The sequence below is a fragment of the Chryseobacterium sp. BGA-UO-ETr-SB22 genome (assembly GCF_059567885.1).
Window position 1 is genome coordinate 2,806,148 of sequence record NZ_JCAQOV010000005.1, and the last position, 19,080, is coordinate 2,825,227.

The 19,080-nt window shown below is 36.9% G+C and carries 23 protein-coding genes; 1 reads left to right on the forward strand and 22 read right to left on the reverse strand.

All coding sequences use genetic code 11. The annotated features are described in order from the left end of the window. Positions 1–89: 89 nt before the first annotated feature. From AC57AW_RS20010 to namA, 13 genes are all read right to left on the reverse strand, one after another. Entirely contained in the window at positions 90–740 is a 651-nt protein-coding gene (locus AC57AW_RS20010) for a hypothetical protein (protein WP_496353297.1), read from the reverse strand. Positions 741–802: 62 nt separating this feature from the next. After that, on the reverse strand, positions 803–1,456 hold the full coding sequence (locus tag AC57AW_RS20015; protein WP_496353298.1) for a hypothetical protein: 654 nt from the start codon (positions 1,454–1,456) through the stop codon (positions 803–805). Positions 1,457–1,465: 9 nt separating this feature from the next. After that, the gene (locus tag AC57AW_RS20020) at positions 1,466–2,281 is read right to left on the reverse strand and encodes a hypothetical protein (RefSeq protein WP_496353299.1); all 816 of its coding nucleotides are present in this window, start codon (positions 2,279–2,281) and stop codon (positions 1,466–1,468) included. A gap of 8 nt (positions 2,282–2,289) precedes the next feature. Beyond that, on the reverse strand, positions 2,290–4,950 hold the full coding sequence (locus AC57AW_RS20025) for an OmpA family protein (protein ID WP_496353300.1): 2,661 nt from the start codon (positions 4,948–4,950) through the stop codon (positions 2,290–2,292). An 11-nt stretch (positions 4,951–4,961) separates the two neighbouring features. Then, positions 4,962–5,450: a DUF4280 domain-containing protein gene (locus tag AC57AW_RS20030; RefSeq protein WP_047387258.1), complete on the reverse strand. Its 489-nt coding sequence runs from the start codon at positions 5,448–5,450 to the stop codon at positions 4,962–4,964. 29 nt (positions 5,451–5,479) lie between these two features. Then, positions 5,480–6,523: a hypothetical protein gene (locus tag AC57AW_RS20035; protein WP_496353301.1), complete on the reverse strand. Its 1,044-nt coding sequence runs from the start codon at positions 6,521–6,523 to the stop codon at positions 5,480–5,482. 45 nt (positions 6,524–6,568) lie between these two features. Further along, positions 6,569–7,984, reverse strand: coding sequence for a T6SS phospholipase effector Tle1-like catalytic domain-containing protein (locus AC57AW_RS20040; protein ID WP_496353302.1), 1,416 nt, complete (start codon positions 7,982–7,984; stop codon positions 6,569–6,571). A 31-nt stretch (positions 7,985–8,015) separates the two neighbouring features. Then, entirely contained in the window at positions 8,016–8,993 is a 978-nt protein-coding gene (locus AC57AW_RS20045) for a DUF2931 family protein (RefSeq protein WP_496353303.1), read from the reverse strand. A gap of 64 nt (positions 8,994–9,057) precedes the next feature. Continuing rightward, positions 9,058–9,228: a hypothetical protein gene (locus tag AC57AW_RS20050; RefSeq protein WP_156106421.1), complete on the reverse strand. Its 171-nt coding sequence runs from the start codon at positions 9,226–9,228 to the stop codon at positions 9,058–9,060. A gap of 1 nt (position 9,229) precedes the next feature. Beyond that, positions 9,230–11,161 (reverse strand): type VI secretion system Vgr family protein, encoded by a 1,932-nt coding sequence (locus AC57AW_RS20055; protein ID WP_318846923.1) that lies wholly within the window; start codon positions 11,159–11,161, stop codon positions 9,230–9,232. A 149-nt stretch (positions 11,162–11,310) separates the two neighbouring features. Beyond that, positions 11,311–11,715, reverse strand: coding sequence for a type VI secretion system tube protein TssD (gene tssD / locus AC57AW_RS20060; protein ID WP_142718533.1), 405 nt, complete (start codon positions 11,713–11,715; stop codon positions 11,311–11,313). Positions 11,716–12,004: 289 nt separating this feature from the next. After that, positions 12,005–12,283, reverse strand: coding sequence for a DUF2752 domain-containing protein (locus tag AC57AW_RS20065; RefSeq protein WP_318846922.1), 279 nt, complete (start codon positions 12,281–12,283; stop codon positions 12,005–12,007). Positions 12,284–12,311: 28 nt separating this feature from the next. After that, positions 12,312–13,364 (reverse strand): NADPH dehydrogenase NamA, encoded by a 1,053-nt coding sequence (gene namA / locus AC57AW_RS20070; RefSeq protein ID WP_496353304.1) that lies wholly within the window; start codon positions 13,362–13,364, stop codon positions 12,312–12,314. Between the two features lie 99 nt (positions 13,365–13,463). Here namA and AC57AW_RS20075 point away from each other — a divergent pair, with 99 nt between their 5' ends. After that, entirely contained in the window at positions 13,464–13,946 is a 483-nt protein-coding gene (locus tag AC57AW_RS20075) for a cytidine deaminase (protein WP_318846920.1), read from the forward strand. A gap of 115 nt (positions 13,947–14,061) precedes the next feature. Here AC57AW_RS20075 and AC57AW_RS20080 read toward each other — a convergent pair whose 3' ends face one another. The 9 genes from AC57AW_RS20080 to AC57AW_RS20120 form a co-directional block, all read right to left on the reverse strand. After that, on the reverse strand, positions 14,062–14,373 hold the full coding sequence (locus tag AC57AW_RS20080; RefSeq protein WP_496353305.1) for a barstar family protein: 312 nt from the start codon (positions 14,371–14,373) through the stop codon (positions 14,062–14,064). After that, entirely contained in the window at positions 14,370–14,993 is a 624-nt protein-coding gene (locus AC57AW_RS20085) for a Zn-dependent protease (protein WP_496353306.1), read from the reverse strand. Before AC57AW_RS20085 ends, AC57AW_RS20080 begins: the two co-directional genes overlap by 4 nt. 72 nt (positions 14,994–15,065) lie before the next feature. After that, positions 15,066–15,374 carry a GIY-YIG nuclease family protein gene (locus AC57AW_RS20090; RefSeq protein ID WP_496353307.1) on the reverse strand — a complete coding sequence of 103 codons (309 nt, stop codon included), beginning with the start codon at positions 15,372–15,374 and terminating at the stop codon, positions 15,066–15,068. A gap of 64 nt (positions 15,375–15,438) precedes the next feature. Then, entirely contained in the window at positions 15,439–15,951 is a 513-nt protein-coding gene (locus AC57AW_RS20095) for a ribonuclease domain-containing protein (RefSeq protein WP_496353308.1), read from the reverse strand. A 13-nt stretch (positions 15,952–15,964) separates the two neighbouring features. After that, positions 15,965–16,759, reverse strand: coding sequence for an NAD(+) synthase (nadE, locus tag AC57AW_RS20100; protein ID WP_318846916.1), 795 nt, complete (start codon positions 16,757–16,759; stop codon positions 15,965–15,967). A 12-nt stretch (positions 16,760–16,771) separates the two neighbouring features. Continuing rightward, entirely contained in the window at positions 16,772–17,305 is a 534-nt protein-coding gene (locus tag AC57AW_RS20105; protein WP_496353309.1) for a GNAT family N-acetyltransferase, read from the reverse strand. A gap of 2 nt (positions 17,306–17,307) precedes the next feature. Then, the gene (locus tag AC57AW_RS20110; protein ID WP_496353310.1) at positions 17,308–17,832 is read right to left on the reverse strand and encodes a GNAT family N-acetyltransferase; all 525 of its coding nucleotides are present in this window, start codon (positions 17,830–17,832) and stop codon (positions 17,308–17,310) included. A 36-nt stretch (positions 17,833–17,868) separates the two neighbouring features. After that, the gene (locus AC57AW_RS20115) at positions 17,869–18,393 is read right to left on the reverse strand and encodes a GNAT family N-acetyltransferase (protein WP_496353311.1); all 525 of its coding nucleotides are present in this window, start codon (positions 18,391–18,393) and stop codon (positions 17,869–17,871) included. 12 nt (positions 18,394–18,405) lie between these two features. Continuing rightward, on the reverse strand, positions 18,406–19,044 hold the full coding sequence (locus tag AC57AW_RS20120; protein ID WP_496353312.1) for a leucine-rich repeat domain-containing protein: 639 nt from the start codon (positions 19,042–19,044) through the stop codon (positions 18,406–18,408). Between the last annotated feature and the right edge of the window lie 36 nt (positions 19,045–19,080).

Below are 19,080 nucleotides of genomic sequence, written 5' to 3' on the forward strand. Positions count from 1 at the left end.
AAAAATCCGATGAATACTTTTGTAAAGTTATTGTATTTAATGTCTTACTTCGGTACTATTTTTATTTTTCTAACTGACTTCAGAATTATTTAGTTCATGTATTTATACCACGGAGAAGCAGGAGGTGTCGGATATTTTAATCCAAATACGGCATTATTACGATACGCATCTTTCGTAACGGAAATGTATTTGTTTCTTATTTTTCCGTCATCTTCAATGGAGATACTGAGTATGGAATAATTTTTACCATCATCCCAGAAGAAAGAAGTTGGATAAGTAAAGGCATTTTTTTGATTTTGATCCCATGACACTTTTTCGGGAGAAAGTTTTTTAAGCTTTTCAAAAATTGGCTTTACAAGTTTGGCATCTACGGTTGCTTTATCGGTGATAGAAGCTGTAGGATTACCATGTTTTTTTACTATTTTTTCTACAAATTCCAGAGAGTATTTTTCTGCAGCATTGGTATCTACAGCTCCCACTTTCCCTTTGTATACTGTAATTCTTGTACCCATGGTATTGTCTAAGGGTATATTTCCGTAGGTTACTCCTTTGTTTTCATCAGCATAGTATTGAATGATATCTGCTTTTGCGGCATCTTTCATAAATAAATCTTTGTTTTCAAAGTCATACTTCTTTGCATCATCACCTAATGCAACTGATGAAAGGTCAAATGATTTATTTCCACAACAGATATTGATCAATACTACAAAAATCAATATCAGAATTCTTGCTTTTTTCATACTACTTTATATTTTGATGATTACTATAATTCTTTATTACACCTTTCTTTTTAAACTATTCTTTATGATTTCAAATATATGAATACTATACAGGAAATATTGATGAAAATAAGCAATAATGCAAGTTTGGATGAAAAAGCTATTCTTTTTTTCATAGGATATGATGTGGTGTAGGTAGAAATTAAGGAAGCAAAAAATGCGGCAAATCCTGTAAAAATACAGCCAGCAGCAAACATTACCCAATCCAGCTGAAGAGCATTTGTAGTATCCTTCCCTGCTTTATCTGTTATCTTTAGTTTCTGTCCCAAAGCGGGTGGAGAATCACTTGTAATGTCCAGTGTTTTTGTCACCTTTCCCCCATTGTTATCTGTATATTCTACTTTCGGAAAGAAAATTACTTTATCTCTGTAGGTAGAGGTTGAAAAGTTTTTAAACTTTGTAATTTCTTTTTTGTATCCCACTACAGTTGCTTCAAATTGAGGCTCATCAAAGGTTCTGTAAGCTTTTTCCCAGAAAAAATTGTATGACAGTACAAATGCCATTGCATTTACAGAAATCATTATGATTGAAATGATAAAAAGAAGGAAGGCTTTCTCCAGAAGGCCTCCTTTTTTTCCTGACTGATCTCTGTTTGCAGCAAATTTCGTGAAGATTTTATACCCTATATACAGAGAAAATATAATAATAACTGCTGTAAAATATCCTAAAAAAGTCATTTTCAATGATTAAATAATACTAAAGCCTTTTTCTTTTGTTTTCATATGAAGTTTCACTTCCATTTCTATATTGCTTTGTTTTTCAATATCTGAGCTTTTGAACTGCAATGGCTGTGAGCCGTCTTTTCTCATGAGCCTTACCAATTTTCCATATCCCATTACCTCAAGCTGCAGATCTGATTCATGAAGTTCTTCCACTTCCAGGTTTTGAGAAAATAATTGGTCTGCACTTTCTAAAAATCTTTTTTTTCTTTCTTCTGTATAGTATAAAGCCTGTTCCTGCAGTTTCATTTTGTCCTGTGACATTTCCAGGTATTTTCCGGCATTATGACTTTGCAGTACTGTTCTGATCTGCTTATAATATTTAAAAACATCGCTGAAAAGGTCTTCTTTTTTGATGTCTTTCAAGTCTACTGAGTTCTGCCATCCTTCCAGCACAAAGGGGAGCTCGACTTCTATTTCGCCTGCGATTTCAAAATGAGGATATTTGATATTGTCACTCAGTCCATCCCACGGAGATTCTATTTTGGGATGAAAAGCAGATCTTGAAGCCTTCCAGTTCTCAAGCTCTGCGCAGAAGAAATCGATGGACATCATATCATCTTCATCCAGAATATTTTTTCCTAAACGAGGATACATTTTCCCGGTCACTTTATATTTCCCGCTCTGAAGCAATGCCTGATTAATCATTGTATCACCTCCGAATCCTCCTTCTTTTGTTTCGTCTCCGTACCAGTCTATAACAGGAACATCATTTACGTAAATGGTTCCTGAGCAGTACAGTCTCGGATATACAGAATATAATGGTTTTTTTAAATTATGCATACGTCAATTTAAGTTAAATATTTTTTTTCCAGGTAGAAAGTTTCTTCTTTTATTGCTTTTTCTTCTACTTTAAAATTACTTTTCCACCAGCCAATTTCTCCTTCTATTTCTACTGAAAGAACTACTCCTGAAAATTTCAGGATCGGCTGTATGAATAATCCTTTGGAATCTGAATCCAGTACAATATCTCCTCCAAAGTAAGAATCGGCTTTTGCAGCGGCTTTAAACGTCATAATCGGTTTTGATTTGGTTCCTTTTACGGTCCCAATCTCGACACTTACACTGAGTTCAATGGTGGCCCCCATTTTTCCTCCAATGGTGGTTTTCCCCTGCATATTGATCCCGTTGATACTGTCAATTTTCAGGGCATCTACCATTATTTCCAGTTCGCCATAGAAAGTTGCTGTAAAGGTTACCGAAGCACCTAATTTTTCTAATCCTCCACGGAATTTATTTATAATTCTGGCAGCGGCCGGGTTTCCTGTAGCTCCATAAGAGGCTGCCGCAATAGCAGCTCCCAGGATATCTATGACCACCTCAGCTCCGATCAGGGGTTTAAATCCAAAGCCTACTTCACCGATTACGCTGAGTGTATTTCTTTCATTCACTCTTTCCAGATACCATTTTCCTACGACTGTAAATTTTGGATATCTGACATTGAAACCTACCGGTATTGCTGTTTCTTTTGCTGCACTTTGCGCATAATTGATTGCATTTTGTACAATATTTACAGCGGTGGCAATCATTCTTGCTACCAGTTTAATTTTATCTGCAAATTCATTGGTAAAGCTTCTCTTTTCTCTCCCGGCATCCCATTCAGCGGATAATCCTACTCCTATTGAAATCGGAACTTTTCCGGTTTCGTTCATTCTCATTCTGTTGTATCCTGCCTGTCTGGATTTTTCCTGGTGTTTTGCATAAACAGATCCGGGCGGCATATTGGCCGCTTTGTAATTAGAAACATTCACCAAAAACTCTAGAGCAAGTTCCCATTTAATATCGGGATAAGCTTTAATCAGTACTGTTGTTCTTTTTTCATTGCTGAAATATCTGCAGCTGTGAACATGTAAATGAAACTGATTCGGGTTGGTGGCTGAAGGCCAGATATATTCTATTGGAAAAGCACTGACTCTGGACAGGTTTGAATATACACCATAACTAAATGAAGGTGTGGTAAATGTTTTTACGGTATCTCCTTTATCTATTGCCTGACCTACGTCTACAAGCAAGGTTTGCTTTTTATGTTTTCCTTTACTGTCTCTGAAGCATTCATTGGTTTGAAAACCTGTAATATCAATGACCAGATTTTTCTTTGTAGATACGCTTGGTGCCACCACTTCATAGCTTATCGTTTGGGCATCATGAGCGTTGAATACAAATGAGATATCTACTCTACGGTTGTTTTCATAGTCTTTCTCATTTTTGTATTTCACATTATCTCTACCTTTTTTATCATCTGTAGGATCTACTTCTCCTTTTCCTACCGAGATAATCCTTCTTGGATCCAGCCCTCCATCTGCAAAGAACTTTTTTACGACATCGGCTCTTCTTTGGGAAAGTCCTTTATTGTAATTCTGTTTTCCTATAACGCAGGCATAGCCACTGAGATTCATGGTGGCATCTTTATGCTCGAGAAGGAATTTGAGAACATTATTCAGTATAGCAACCCCGTCTTTATCAATGACCGTAGAATCAAATTTATAAAAAATTGTTCGCTGAATCTGTTCCTGTAAAGCAGCAGATTTTATCAGTTTGACACCGTTTCCGTTGTCAAATACTTTAACGGTTGTATTGCTGGCCTGGCCGTCCTTTGTTTCATTTTCAGTGATTTTGATGACCTCAAACTTACATGGCTCAAGCCTTACAGAGCTTACATCCGGTTTATATACTTTGGTGGGCGTCTGGTTTTGAGCTCCGTTGGTATTGGTGGTAACTATTTTATTTTTTACATTCAGATAGATAGCATGAAGATTGTCACCAATTTTATCTTTGATGTATTGTTTTGATGCTGTATCTTTTACTTTAACATAAAATTCTTCTACATTCTGAATGTTGTCTACATAGGCCATCCAGGCAAATGTATTTTCTATTTTCAGATTGACTTCACCGTCAATTACCTCTACACTGTTGTAGGTATGTACCAGTTTATCTTTTTTTGCTGATTGCTGGTTCCATAGTTCAATACTGACTGTATTTCCATTCAGACCTTCTGTCATGAGGTTCAGGTGTACAATATGTCCGTAGGAGATAAACTCGGTCTTTTTATTGTTTTTGATGCTTTTGCTGTTTTTTTGCGTAGACCACTTGCTGCTTACAATTAAGGGGTCACACCAGCCTTTCACATACAATCCTGTATTATTTTTAGTATCTCTTACTCCTGAAAGACTTGCTTCAATATAAAAATGATAGCTTCCGCAGTATTGTTTATCCATTAAAAATTTGTACCCGCCTGCGGAGGATACCTGATTGATAATAATTTTTCTGCTGTTGTTCTGCCTCATCCAGATAAGAGGTTTCTTTTTGTCTGCATCTGTAGTGCCCGGCAGCCAATCATCAACCCCAAATTGCACCCACTGATCCGGCTTTATGGTAACCCTTTGCCCTAATACCGACATTTTAGGGTAATAAAGCCCACTTACAACTTTTATTTTCTTTACGCCTTTTGCCATTTTTTTATCATTTAGATTGCACCATCCTGACCTCCTCCTGAAGGCTGCTCGTTATACATTTCTTCGGAATCCACCAACGGATTGATCTGCTGTTGGACGTCTTTATCTGCATTTTTAAAGTTCTGCTGGCTGGCTTCTGCTCTCTGTCCGTGGTCTATAATCTCAATACAAGGAGTTCCGGCAATAGCACATACGGCTTTGCTGTCTTCTACAATGATATATCCGCCATTGCTGAGCTGTACTTTATCATAGAACTTCTGCCATTCTGTAACCATGATCTTGCAGGGTGGCGGCGGAACTCCCATTTTGGTACAGTTTCCGAATGTATTTTTTTCAAATGTGGCTGCTCCTATTTCTTTCGTAGTAACGATCAGTTTTTTGGAAGCGCTTTTATCATTGGCATATTCTTTTTGGTGTGTAAGTACTTTAAGCTTATCCGGAACCTGTCCGAACTGGCATTTGCACATGGCGCCCTGTACTACAATATGTTTTTCTGCCATATTAATTTTATCTTTAGTGAAATGGTAATTTAATTTTCATCAATTCCTGAAACTGACACTGAAATCTTTTTCTCTTCCTGCAGCATAATACTGCATTCCAGATAAAGAGATTCCGGCAATGACGTTTCTCCTTTCATATAGCTTATTATTCTGAAAGTTCCTTCTTCATTCATCACAGGTTCGTCTTCTATAATCAATGAAAAAGGTGATCTTCTTATAAAGTCATCAATATCTCTTTCTTCATATAATTTTCCTGATCCTTCTACAGTGATCAGACCTGTTTCTGCTTTTAGCGGATCTGTTTGTAATGCTATCTTGTATTTGGGTTCAATCGCATTATCTACTACCGGAAAATTGGTCATTATTTCGGTTGTATAATCCGGTCCGAAACGTTGGTATATCCCAAAGAACAGAGCCCGGATGAAATAATCATTTTTAAGGTAAAGATCTATTGCTTCAGGCTGGCTGATCACTTTTTCAATCTTTCCACAGTATTCATCTACGGTTTCGCCATCAAATTCTTTATACAATTCTTCTTTAACGGCCGGCCATCTTTTGATAAACACCTCAGCATTTTCCACTGCTTCAAACTTCCCCTGTTCATCTGTACTGATCTGTAGAGGGTATAAAATCTTAGAGGTTCTGTATGCCAGAAGATCTGCAATTTCATTGACTTCTTCTTCATTGAGGTAAAGGTTTGATGTTCTGTCTATCTCAAAAAAATGGCGTCCTTTCTCTGTTTTCAGCCAGCGAATTGATGTTTCATATTTTAATTCGCTTTTATTTTCTCCTTTTTCAATGGTAATGACAACACTGTATTTCCGCACCGAAGTTTCCGGCTGGAAAACAAGACTGTTTCCTCTTCCGAATTTTACCAGACTGTTTTTATCTGCAACTGCCGTTCTGGGAACAAAAATTTCTTTCTGCCCGTTAAGGTTGATCAGGATCATATCCTTAACAGCGCAATGATTATTGTGAAAGAGTTTCAATGCATCTTTATCCAACCCGTACAGCGAGGCTATACTTTTTAAAGTTTCATCTTTCTGAACGGTATGTATGTTGTATTTCTGCATAAAAATGTCCCTGCTTCAATTTTTCTTTCTTTATATGATATTTTATTATGAATGAATAACCCTTTCTCTGTTCGGTCTCGGATCCATACCAATTCCTTCTCTTCTTGCTGACCAGTGAAGGTATTCATGACGAAGTTTTCTTAAATCGTCCTGTTCCTTTACTTCTTTCTGGTAAGCTGCCTGACGGCCTTCAGGGATTTCGTTTCCTCCATAAGCATCACGCAGCGCTTTAAAATGTTTGAAGGAGTAAGGTTTACCATCCCCCATTACATAAGACCTGAGACGGTCTTTTATTCCTATTAAAAACTGATCATCCAAAATAGAATATTTATCGTCTGTCAGCTTTTTTGCCGTTATAGGAAGGTTTTTATCTATAGCATATTCCGCCATAAAATGTAAAGGAATGTAACTGTATGTCTTTAGCAGATAGCGTGTTCCTCTTAGTGATAGATAGAATCCGGGCGTAATAGTAAGCTGACCTTTGTGATACCATCCTTCGGTTTCAAGTTCTGTTTTTAATGCTTTTAATTTGGTACTGGTTGTCCATGAAGTTTCCACTTCTTCCCATGTTTCCTGTCCGTTTTCATAAGCTCCTCCTACGTCGCAGTGTACTCCGGGGAATGTTTTTTCAGTTCCGATATGTATACTTGTCAGGTCAAAGTTTTCCCTGTGTTCATCTTCTGCGGTAAAGTGAATTATAGTTTGGGCAGCCCCTATTTCATTCAGGCTCAGTTCTTCTACGTCATTGCTGAAATTGGGTACTGGCGACAGGTATTTTGAATAGGAAGAAACGGTATCGTAAATTCCCAGAAATCTCACTTTCAAAACGTCGATCTTTATTCCGGCTTCTTCGAGTTTAAGGCCTAAATGTCCCCATTTTGGAAGCTCTTCTCCAGCAACACTTTTACCATCATCATCTGAATAGGTTGTCACTGAGACTGCTTCGTTTGAAATTGTACGTGAGGTGGCTTTATATTTTGCTCTTCCAATTTCGTATACAAAATTACGGGCGGCGGCGGCTCCACGGCTAAATCCGAATACATCAAAAGTAAGAACCGCTATTCTATCGGCTTTCTTTTCTCCTTTGATGGTTTTTACCTTTTTTACAATTTCTTCACAGCCTTTTCTTACTTTCGATCTGATACCGGTTTCTCCGGTTCCGAATGCATATCCCAGCGTAGCATCTCCTTCTTTGTCTTCTGTACCAATACCTTCTATATAAATGCCGAAGTTTTTATCATAATTATCCCACATACGGGCTACATTACTCCAGTCATTGTTGTAGCTGGTATTGTCTGAAGATTTTCCACCATGTTTTTTATGGGCTTCTGTACCTTTTTTTCTTTCGTCTGTATTGGTCTTATTATTCAGGGTTCCGTCAAAAAAAATCCCAATGGTAATATCCAGTACTTCCTCTTTGGATACAGATGGTGTATAACTTCCAAATTGATTGTTGTGCATAGTTCTTGTTTTTAAATTGACTGATTGAATGCTATGATTCTATCTTTCGGGATACTCTGATTTTTGCTTTGGTAACAGCCAGTTTTTCTTTTTCAGATTCTAAGGAGACTAAAACTTTAGTATTGTCTTCATTTACTTTAATGGTAAGGTCAATGTTTTTGTCTTTGCCTAATTTTTGAAATAAATCAAATATTTCTTTATCATCAAAAGAGTCTATCCATACTGCATATCTGTTGTTGTTTTTATCTTTCCAGTAAAAACCGCAGAATCCAGGAATAGCTCTGCTTTTATAAGTATTCTCTTTTAAACTCTGATCAAAAAGATTTTCCTGTTCTCCGTTATAATTGGTAAAACCAAAATCTATCCATGTTGCTCCTTCCGGAAGAACTACTGAAGGTTTCCAGTTGTATTTCTCTCTGTATATGGTATAGATGTCAGCTGCAGGATATCCTTCTTTTTCAATCTTTTCACGAACTTCCGGCTTGAATGTCTTATAAGACGGATCTTTCAGCATTCTGTCTGCAAAGCCTTCTTTCAGCATATATTGAGCATTATCGTATGCCTTTTCTTTGGTAATAACAGTATCATGAGCCTGAAAAGCACCTATTTCTTTCTGATTTCCCGCTCCTTTCATCCAAAGGACAACTTTTCCCTGTGGAGCTAATCCTACAACAAAGGAGGTGTAAGTAGATTTCTTTTTCGTATCCTGATCTACAAATCCTTCATCAAAAAGTTTTTTTATCTTTTCTTTATCCAGATTCCATTTTCCGGTATAGAATTTTTTCTCGACCAAAGAATACCATGTGAATTCCAGCTGATGGGGCGCATCCATCCTTTCGGTGGTGACGTTCATCGTTCCTCCTTCTTTTCCCCATCCGGTATTCTGTGTTCCCCAGATTGCATCAAAACCGTAAGTGAAATCATCAGCCACAATAGCTCCTTCATACACTTCCATCGGATATTCCTGTGGGGCAGAAACGGTTCCCAGCCAATTGTATTTTTCTTCCATTTTTTTATTCTGACAATTCGTTAATGAGAAACAGCATACTATAAAAAGAATCAGTATGTTATATTTACTTATGACCATGGGACATAATCTTCTTGTTACTCGCTAAAACCAGATTATCTCTGTGTGCTTCCACATTGATTTTCTTCGCTATTTTCTCCACCTTTTTTCCTACGCTCAGATGATATGAATCTTTAACTGTAATGCGCAGATTGGTTGCTGTCTTTATGATGGCCATATCAGAAAAGTTTAGATTTTTCAGCACTATTGAATTCTACGATCTTTCCACTCTGCATGGTCATATTTTCCAGTTCGCTGAACATAGAAATTTCGCCTGCTATTTCGTTGGATGTTTCAGATTGTCTCTTGAATTCTTTTTCAATCATTTCTGTTCTGGTATCGGAAGTTTCTGTGATATCTCCCGAAGCCGTAAGTTTCATATCTTTTCCTGCGATAGAAATAATATTATCGTTCGCTGTGCTCGTAATACTTGCTCCCGCTCCTATCGAAATTTCTTTTCCAGCTGTGATATTGATATTATCACCTGCATTTAAAGTAAAGTTTTTAGGTGCTTTCATGCTGATATTTCCCTGTCCGTCCATGAAATACGTATTTCCACTTGGATCAAGGATGGTTACACTTCCTTCTTCATCATTCATCAAAATCCTGATCCCGCTTCTGGTTTGAATTGACTTAAGGTGATTGTTTACTCCTCCTCCTAAAGCAATTCCTCCATGGAACATTCCTCCCATTACGAAAGGTCTGTCCGGATGACTGTGAACAAAATTAACCATCACCTGATCTCCTACTTCCGGAATGGCTACATACCCACGGTTTTGGGTAATCTGATCTGTTCCTCCTGCATCAGGGCTCATCATACGGATAAAATGAGTGGTATCATTGGTCTGCCAGTCAAATCTTACCTGTATTCTTCCCTGTCCTTCGGGATCTGTATTGGAAATTACGGTGGCAGTCTGCGGTTCAGCTTTTGGAAGGGTATATTCAGGTTTTGGAAGAAATCCTGTGTCTGCTGCTATTCCTATGAAGCTTCCATTGTAATGACCTATGGTGTCAATTTCATGTTCTGCTTCTGTAATCATTATCCTTGTAAAATAGGAGGTTTCATTGGAATCCTGTTTACGCATCTGCACATCAGCTACACATCCCGGATGCAGGAAAGGAACTGTTGTATTTCCTGAAATGGAAAAAACATTGACAGCCTCACTTCCAGAAGCACTTTTCTGAGAATACTCAACATCAAGGTGTGTGGTAGCTTTGATGGGAGCCATCTGTAAAGCCGGAGTTTTATAAATAGACTCGTTGTGGTTGTATGCTGTTTTTGCCAGATCGCCCACATGTTTGATGGGTGTTGAACCGGAAGTCAGTCTTTCGTTTTTATTACTGTTGTAGCCATAGAATTGCGGCTTGGTATGTACAGCTTTCAATTCCACTTTTATATCATTAGCACTGCTTCCGTACGTAAGAGTTATGGGCTTGTTCTGAGCAGGAAGTTTTCCGAAGTGTAAGACTTCACCGTCATAGTAGAACTGTTCACCATAAGCTTCAGCCATTCTTGCCAGGTAGTTATAATGGGTTTCATCATACTGGCTGCTGTAGATAATCTGAGAAAAATTATTGGCATCTACCCTGATATCAAAACGGCTTTTGTCAATTCCCTGTTTGATCACTTCTTCTGCAATGATTCCTACATTCACAGACTGCGCGCCTCCAAAACTCTGGATATGGGGCGCTCCATCAAGAAGAATGGTTGGGCTGTATCCGGTAAGGACAATATTTCCTAAGCTCATTTGTTCCTGGCTGAATCCTACTCCGGTAATCACTCCTACAAAAGTTCTTTCCGGGCTGTTGTCTATATCTTTATAGGAAATAACAGCTGTAAGTCTTTTTCCAAGAAACTTATTGGCTTCTTCCAATGAATGGGTCTGCCTGTCTCCCAGGGTATCATGTGCCAGTGTAAGCGTAAATTCGTGATGTCGTCTGGTACTTTGTTTAAGCTTAAAATGCTTATAATACTTGATAATTTTCCCTTCTATAACAAGAGATAGCTTTACCAAACGGTTGATACCTGTATGATGGTTTTCGGAAATACCATCTGCATTCTGCGTGGGACGAAAAGACGTCGCTTGTGATTTTCCAGGTGTATTTGACATATTTTTTAGTGATTTGATTAGTTTTCTAAACGATTATTCAATGGGACGGGAATTTAAAAACAAAAACAGAAGTTCCTACTGAATATAGTCTAAGGTAAAAAAAGACCGTCTTATTAAGGACAGTCTTTTATTTTTTACTCATGAAAGACCTAGCTCATTGGCCAAAGTCCGTCATAAGATGAGTTTCCATATGTAATGCTTTCAGCACTTACTACAAAGCTGATCAGCATATTGTTGCTGTCCACTGCATCAAAGTCTACTTCATGCTGGATAACATATCCGTTTTCCCATTTCAAAGAGATCAATGTTCCTTCTTCGTGAGATTTATTAAAGTTTATTTCTCCGCTTGTAGGCTTATATTTGCTGTTCAGTAAACTTTCTAAAACATCAGATTTTTCTGTTGCTTCAATGGTTACTTTAATTAATGCGTTTGACGGATCAGATGCTACACGTCCTGAAATGTCTGTAGATCTTGATACGCTGTAGTTAAGCTTTAATAACTTCTGACCTTCTCCTCCATTGAATTTTAAGATTCCTCTTGAATTTCCTGCCATATTCTTAAATTTTAATCATTAACAACTCTTCCCTGATATAGGATTTATATAACAAAGATAGACTTCATGTTCTAATTTAAAAAGTTTTTGGATAACAGTTTCATAAATTGTAGTAGTTCTACGACATTTATCAAAATTTCGAATTAAAAATCAATTTTAGAATTTTAAACTAAAATATTTTATTTTGCATTGAAAATTTCCTACAAAACCCTTCTAAACCCACTTACGACAGAAAACCAACATATACATTTTACTCAATATCAAGTCCTCAGCATTCTTTTTTGTGAAATTAATAATGCTTATACCCATAACCAATTACCATAATAATAAGGTTAATAATGACCATTCCCATTAAAATATTGCTGTATTTTCTTTTTTTATCAATAAAGCTCAGGCCAAGGGTAAAAAAAAACAATAATAAAGTATATACGGCAGGATACATTTGAAAAGCTTCAGAAAACTTCCCTTCAAATACAAGTACAATTGCTCTCTGGGCACCACATCCCAGACATTCTACCCCAAGGAATTTTTTACTGGGGCAGGTAAGCATGAAATCTTCAATATCCATTTCTGAGTTTTTCTGAGTTTTCCATTACCTAAGAGGAAATTTTAGCTCTGGTATACTGATGGGGGAAAAAGCAGTCTTCATTCATTTCAAAAGATCCCTGAATGGCAATATATGGATTTCTAAGAATCTCTCTTGCTACAAAGATAAGGTCTGCATCGCCTTTCTGAAGAATTTCCTCAGCTTGCTCCACTTTGGTTATCAAGCCCACAGCTCCTGTCTTTACACCAGCTTCATTTCTCACCTGTGATGAAAAAGGAACCTGATAGCCATCGAAAACCGAAATTTTTGCGCCATGAATATTTCCTCCGCTGGATACATCAACAAGATCCACAGCGTGTTCTTTTAAAATTTTCGCCAATTCTACACTGCTTTGAATATCCCAGCCGTTCTCTGCATATTCGGTCCCGGAAATTCTTACGAAAAGAGCTATATTTTCATTTAACTCTTCATTAACAGCATCTACTATCTCGATCAGAAATCTGATTCTGTTTTCAAAACTTCCTCCGTATTCGTCTGTTCTGATATTGGAAAGTGGTGACAGAAACTGATGAATCAGATATCCGTGTGCTCCGTGAATTTCAATACTATCAAAACCAGCTTTCACTGCTCGTCTGGCCGCTTTTCTAAAGTCCTGAACCAGTTCTTTTACCTCATCGGTACTCAATACGTGCGGAATTCTTTCTGTTGGGTGATATGGAATAGGACTTGGGGCAACGGTTTCCCAGCCTTCTTCAATAGAAATCTGCAGGTTATTCCATGTTGATCCTTTTCTTCCGGCATGAGCCAGCTGGATTCCTATTTTACTATCGGAATTTTTATGAACAAATTCTACAATTCTTTGTAATTTCCCTGCCTGTTCATCATTCCAGATTCCCATGCAGTGATTGGTGATTCTTCCTTCTGGTACTACTCCGGTAGCTTCCACAATCAGCAGACCTGTACCGCCTTGTGATCTGCTTCCGTAGTGTACAAAATGAAAGTCATTAGCTTCTCCGTTTTCACATGAATACATACACATGGGAGACATTACCCATCTGTTTTTTAACTCTACATTCCTGAATTTTATCGGTGTATATAACATTTTATTCTTTTAAAAAATTGAACTTCTTACGGAAGAATAAAATATTGCCTACCTCATTAAAAAGAACTAATTTTACCCCCCTTTTTTAGTCTACAATATATGAAAAAAGACATACAGATCAGTTACGAATATTTTAAAAATAGCAGTGAACTGAGTGATATCGAAAATAAATTATTTGAAAGAGCCAAAGAGGCTCGTGAGAATGCTTATGCACCTTATTCCCAGTTTCTGGTAGGATGCTCCGTATTATTGGAAAATGGAGAAATCTACTCTGGGAATAACCAGGAAAATGCTGCCTACCCATCAGGACTCTGTGCAGAAAGAACTACTCTTTTTTGGGTAGCCGCCAACTTTCCGAATGTGAAAATAAAAAAGATCTTCGTTGTAGGGGGTCCTAAAGAATTTCATGAAAAGAATCCACCAATTCCACCTTGTGGAGCATGCCGTCAGAGTCTGATAGAGTATGAAACCAAACAGCATGAGGATATAGACCTTTATTTCTCAAGCATGAACGAAGAGGTTGTAAAAGTGCGTGCAGTGAAAGACCTGCTGCCTTTTTATTTTGATTCTTCATTCTTGTAATAAAGAATTTTCTACACCATGTCAAGGTTTAAAACCTTGACATGGTGTGATAACAACATTCTGCATATTTCAGCATAAAAAAAGCTGTTTCAACATATGAAACAGCCTTGTTTTTTTATTCTTCGTCTTCCGATTCTACATCCTCATCGTCTTCATACTGCTCAAGATAGTAGCTAAAGCTAAAGTCCTCTTCTTCTTCTTCGGCATCTTCAAGAGTGGTCAGCAGATCTTCGAAAATCTCCAGCTGATCTACGGTCAGGTTTACGAATTCCAGGTGGAGTGGCATTTCCATGTCTCCGGTGATGGTATCAAAAAGTGCATCAAGATTATCGCCAAAATGTTCAGGAAGCTGAATTTTTTCCTTTAACTGAGCGTAAAAATCTTCATAGTCACCTATGTCTGTAAAATCTATATATACTGTCTTCATATTGAACTAAATTTCCAATTTTTATTGATTAAAAAAGTTTTGCATTTATTGCAGAAATCTGTTTCTTCATTAGTAGGATTTTTGCCTTCTGCATCTCTCATAAAACACATTTTTTCAGGGCAATGTGGCAGCCCTTGTGTATGCCCAAGCTCATGAATGGCTATTTTATAAAACTGTTCATCTGAATTTTCTTTACTCAGCCTGAACTTTGACGCTACACAAGCCTTTCCTGGTCTATAACCCAATCCCATGATTCCGAAGTCTTTTATCTTTCCTCTGGTGGCACTGATATCCTTTGAGGTCAAACCAATTGTAACAAAACCCTCTTTTGTTTCCTTATGTAAGAATTTAATGATTGAATCTGCTCTATACCGGTTTCTCTCTTTATAATATGTATTTTCCGGAAAGTCTATAGGATCCAGAACTTTTACATTCGGATATACATTTTTTATCCCTTCAGCTACTTTTGCTACAGTTTCCGGTTTAATATCTGTAAACGGCTGTATGAGTATGGTGACGGCTGGCTTTTCTACTTTTTCTTTTACTATATCTTTCTTTTCCGAGCATGAGTATGCCAGAAGCAACACAATTAAAAGGTAAAGAAATCTAATATTTTTCAAAATTAATATTTATAACTATCTAAATGCAAATTATACATTAGTCATTGCGAGGAGCTCTGCGACAAAGCAATCTCAGAAAACATCCATAATATTTTCAATGTCATCTGTAAGGTCTTTCCAATCAGGATTTATATTATTAATTAAATCCAGTTTCTTTTGTCTTGAGCCTGCTTTTATTTGTTTTTCCCTAAATATAGCATCACCTATTTCCTGAAAGGATTCCCAATACACAAGTAAGTACAAATTATATCTTGAGGTAAAACTTTGAGAATAATATGATTCTTTATGCTGCTGAACACGTTTAGGCAGATTTGAAGTAACTCCTGTATAAAGAGTTGTATGATTCTTATTCGTCATGATATAAACAAAACCTGCTTTCACCTGTGATTTTTTAAAGATTGCTTCGTCACTGCGTTCCTCGCAATGACTATGTCTTATCTACTCATTATTGTTTTTCAAAACTTTTATAATGGTTTTTGGTAAGGTATACTTCTCCATTCTGAGTGTAAATGATGCGGTCAGCATTTCTTCCGCCACAATGATAGTTTACATCTGCTTCAAAGTATTTATCTCCATCCGGCAAACGTCCTTCTCTGTTTCCGAATTTATCACCGCCAATAGCTTTTCCGGGAAGTACATCACAGAGGTTTGCTTTGGAAGGATTCCATCCCTGCTTTCTTGCTTCATTTTTAGTGATATAATAATCCGGCAGCTTATGATTCTGTTTCACATAGCTGATCACCGTCTTTTCTTCAGTCAGCTGGTCAATGGAAACCTGAGTAGATGAAGCATTGTACTGATTTTCCGAAGAAGTACTGCCATAATTTACAGTTTCCTTTTTTACCGGATCTGGCTGACTTTTTTTATCTGCAATAAAATTGTTGTAAATATACATTACAGACATTCCGAAAAGAAGCCCCAGGCATATAAAAAATACGGATCTTATTTTACTGTTCATAATAACTTTTTATTTATTCACTTCTCCATTCTTCAGGAATATCACAAACCGGAATAGGGTCTATTTTATGTTTGGCTGCTTTATGCATTCTGTCGAAGATCTGGAAAACTTCCTTATCTCTTCCTTCATAGTCATCAGCCGTTTTAGTACCGTATTCTTTTTGAATTTTTTCCAGTTCAGGATATGTTGCACCGATTTGTTGTTCATCTGTTCTATCTACATCCCAAAGACCATCCGTAGGAATAGCTTCCTGAATACTTTTGATCAGGTTTAACCCTTTAGCAAGTTTATATACTTCGGTTTTATAAAGATCCGCAATGGGAGAAACATCTACTCCGCCATCTCCATATTTTGTATAAAACCCGATTCCGAAATCTTCCACTTTATTTCCTGTTCCACATACCAGAAGTCCATTCAGCTGCCCATAATAATATAGAGTAAGCATTCTCAAACGGGATCTTGTATTGGCAAAAGCAAGTTTTTCGTTAGGATACAGATCATCTTTTACATCAAAAGTTTTGTACAGTTCCTCAAACGCAGGAGTAAGATCTACAGACATTGTTTCTACATTTGGGAATCTCGATTTAAGGTCATTCATATGATCCTGTGCACGGTCTACCTGATCTGCTTTCTGACGAATCGGCATTTCGATCAGTAATGTTTTCAGGCCTGTCATTGCTGCTAATGTAGAAACAACTCCGGAATCTACTCCTCCTGAAACTCCAATTACATATCCGTTCACTTTTGCTTTTGTAGCATAATCTTTTAACCAACTTACAATATGATCTATCACTTTTTGTGTCTGCATCGTTTATTTTTTTTAGTCTATTCCAAATTCTTTAGGATATTTCACCATCCCTTTTTTATCTTTCAATCCGTCTTTTACCAATTCTACAGCCATTCCGTTTTCTTCCGGAATATCGAATGGAAAAGAGATTCCAAAATTACTCGTTTTTTTGTAACCAAAGCGTGGATAATAATTTTCATGTCCGATAAGAATCACCGATTGGTATCCAAGTTCTTCGGCAATACGGTGTCCTTCGGCAATCAGTTTTCCTCCAAGTCCCTGATTCTGAAATTCAGGTTTTACGGAAACCGGAGCTAACGCAAGGGATTCAAAGGATTCTGTACCATTGACAATTTTTAATTTTGTAAACAGGATATGGCCTGCAATTCTTCCATCTTCATTTTCAGCAACCAGGGATAATTCCGGAATAAAAGCTTCAGATTGTCTTAGTTTTTCAACCAGAAACTGTTCCTGATGATCACTATGTTCAATCTCTCTGAACGCCTCTTCCGTAAGTTGAAAGACCTGTTGATGATCTTTTTCTTCTTCTTTTCTTATTGTTATCATTTCTATTCAATATATTGTTCACGTTTCAGTTCGTACCAGAAACATTTTGTATCAGAGTCTTCAAACTCGCCTTTATTATCAAAGCCCAGTCTTTTTAAAATATGATTGGAACCGGTATTTCCGGTATTAGCATAAGCATAAATAGTCTCAGCATTTAATGTTCTGAAACCATAATTCAAAGAAGCTTTTGCCGCTTCCCAGGCATATCCTTTCCCCCAAAATTCAGGAATGAAACGATAGCCCAAATCTAATGTATTGACAAATCCATTGACAGGTTGTCTCAGAAGCTTTAAACCACTCCATCCTATCATCAAACCGCTTTCTTTCTCAATAACGGCCAGCCTTCCCACTCCATTTTCCTCGTATTGCTTCTGAATTACCCTGATCATCTTTTTTGAATCTTCAACCGTTACTGCAGGAGTTTCCAAATATTCCATCACTTCGGGATCAGAATCCATCAGGAACAATCTTTCAAAATCCGTATCTTCAAGTTTTCTTAAAATAAGTCTTTCAGTTTCCAGTATCATTGGTTTTATTTTCTGTTCTAAGTTAATTTACGGCTATTAAATAAATTTTTCACGTTTCAGCTCATACCAAAAGCAAATACCGTCAGGTTCTTCAAACTCACTGGTTTTTTCAAATCCTAATTTTCTTAAAATATGATTGGAAACCTCATGCTCAGAATGAGCATAGGCGTAAATAATCTCCGCATTCAGGTCATTAAAACCATACTCAAGAGAGGCTATTCCGGCTTCCACAGCATATCCTTTCCCCCATGATTCCGGTAAGAAACGATATCCCAGTTCTAAAACATTTTGATAACCATTCGTTTCATGGGTCAATAATTTTAACCCGCTCCATCCTATCAGCTTTCCGCTTTCTTTTTCTACCACTCCAAGTCTTCCTACTCCATTTTCCTCATACTGTTTCTGAATCATGCTGATAACATTCCTGGATTCACTGATATTTGTCAATACCGGTACCCCGATATATTTCATCACTTCAGGGTCAGAATCTAAAAGAAAGATACGTTCAACATCTGTCTCTTCAAGCTTTCTTAAAATCAGTCGTTTTGTTTCTATTTTCATAATCATTAGTTTTTACTCTCCCGCTCCAAAAATGGTAACATCTGTTTTTATTCCTTTTTTGATATCCGTTTCTTTTATCTTATTTCCCATTATATTCAGGGTTTGCAAAGCTGGATTCCCGGAAATATCAATTTTTTGAAGCTTATTATGTTCCAGATTCAATTTTCTTACTGTTTTAAACTCAGTCAGGTCAATTGTTTTTAATTGATTTAAAGATAATGTTAATTGGTCAATTTTTGGAATTCCTTTCAGCGAAATTCCTTCCAACAGATTATTATCCAGATATAAAGAACTTAAGTTTTTTAAGTTTTCTGCTTTGAATGACAAAATTTTACATCCTGTGCAGGAAAACAATTCCAGTTGATCCAGATTGTGTATTGCAATATTCGGGATCATATTATCATCCAGAATAATCATTTTTATATTTTTAAACAGATGCAGATCTTCAGTGCAAGTAATTCCTTTCTGAATAAGGAATAAATTTGTAACCGTCCCCGCTTCAAGAGGTTCAAGTATTCCGTTTTTATTCAGATCAAAATTTTCGAGTACTGCTTTTTCAAAGTTTCTATCTTTAAATTCAAGCTTTTGTCCATAGAAAAAAGAAAGTCCACAAATAAGGCAAAGGGTTGTAATTATTTTAATTTTCATCATAAATTGTGTATTTAATCCTTATTTTTGTAAACTTAA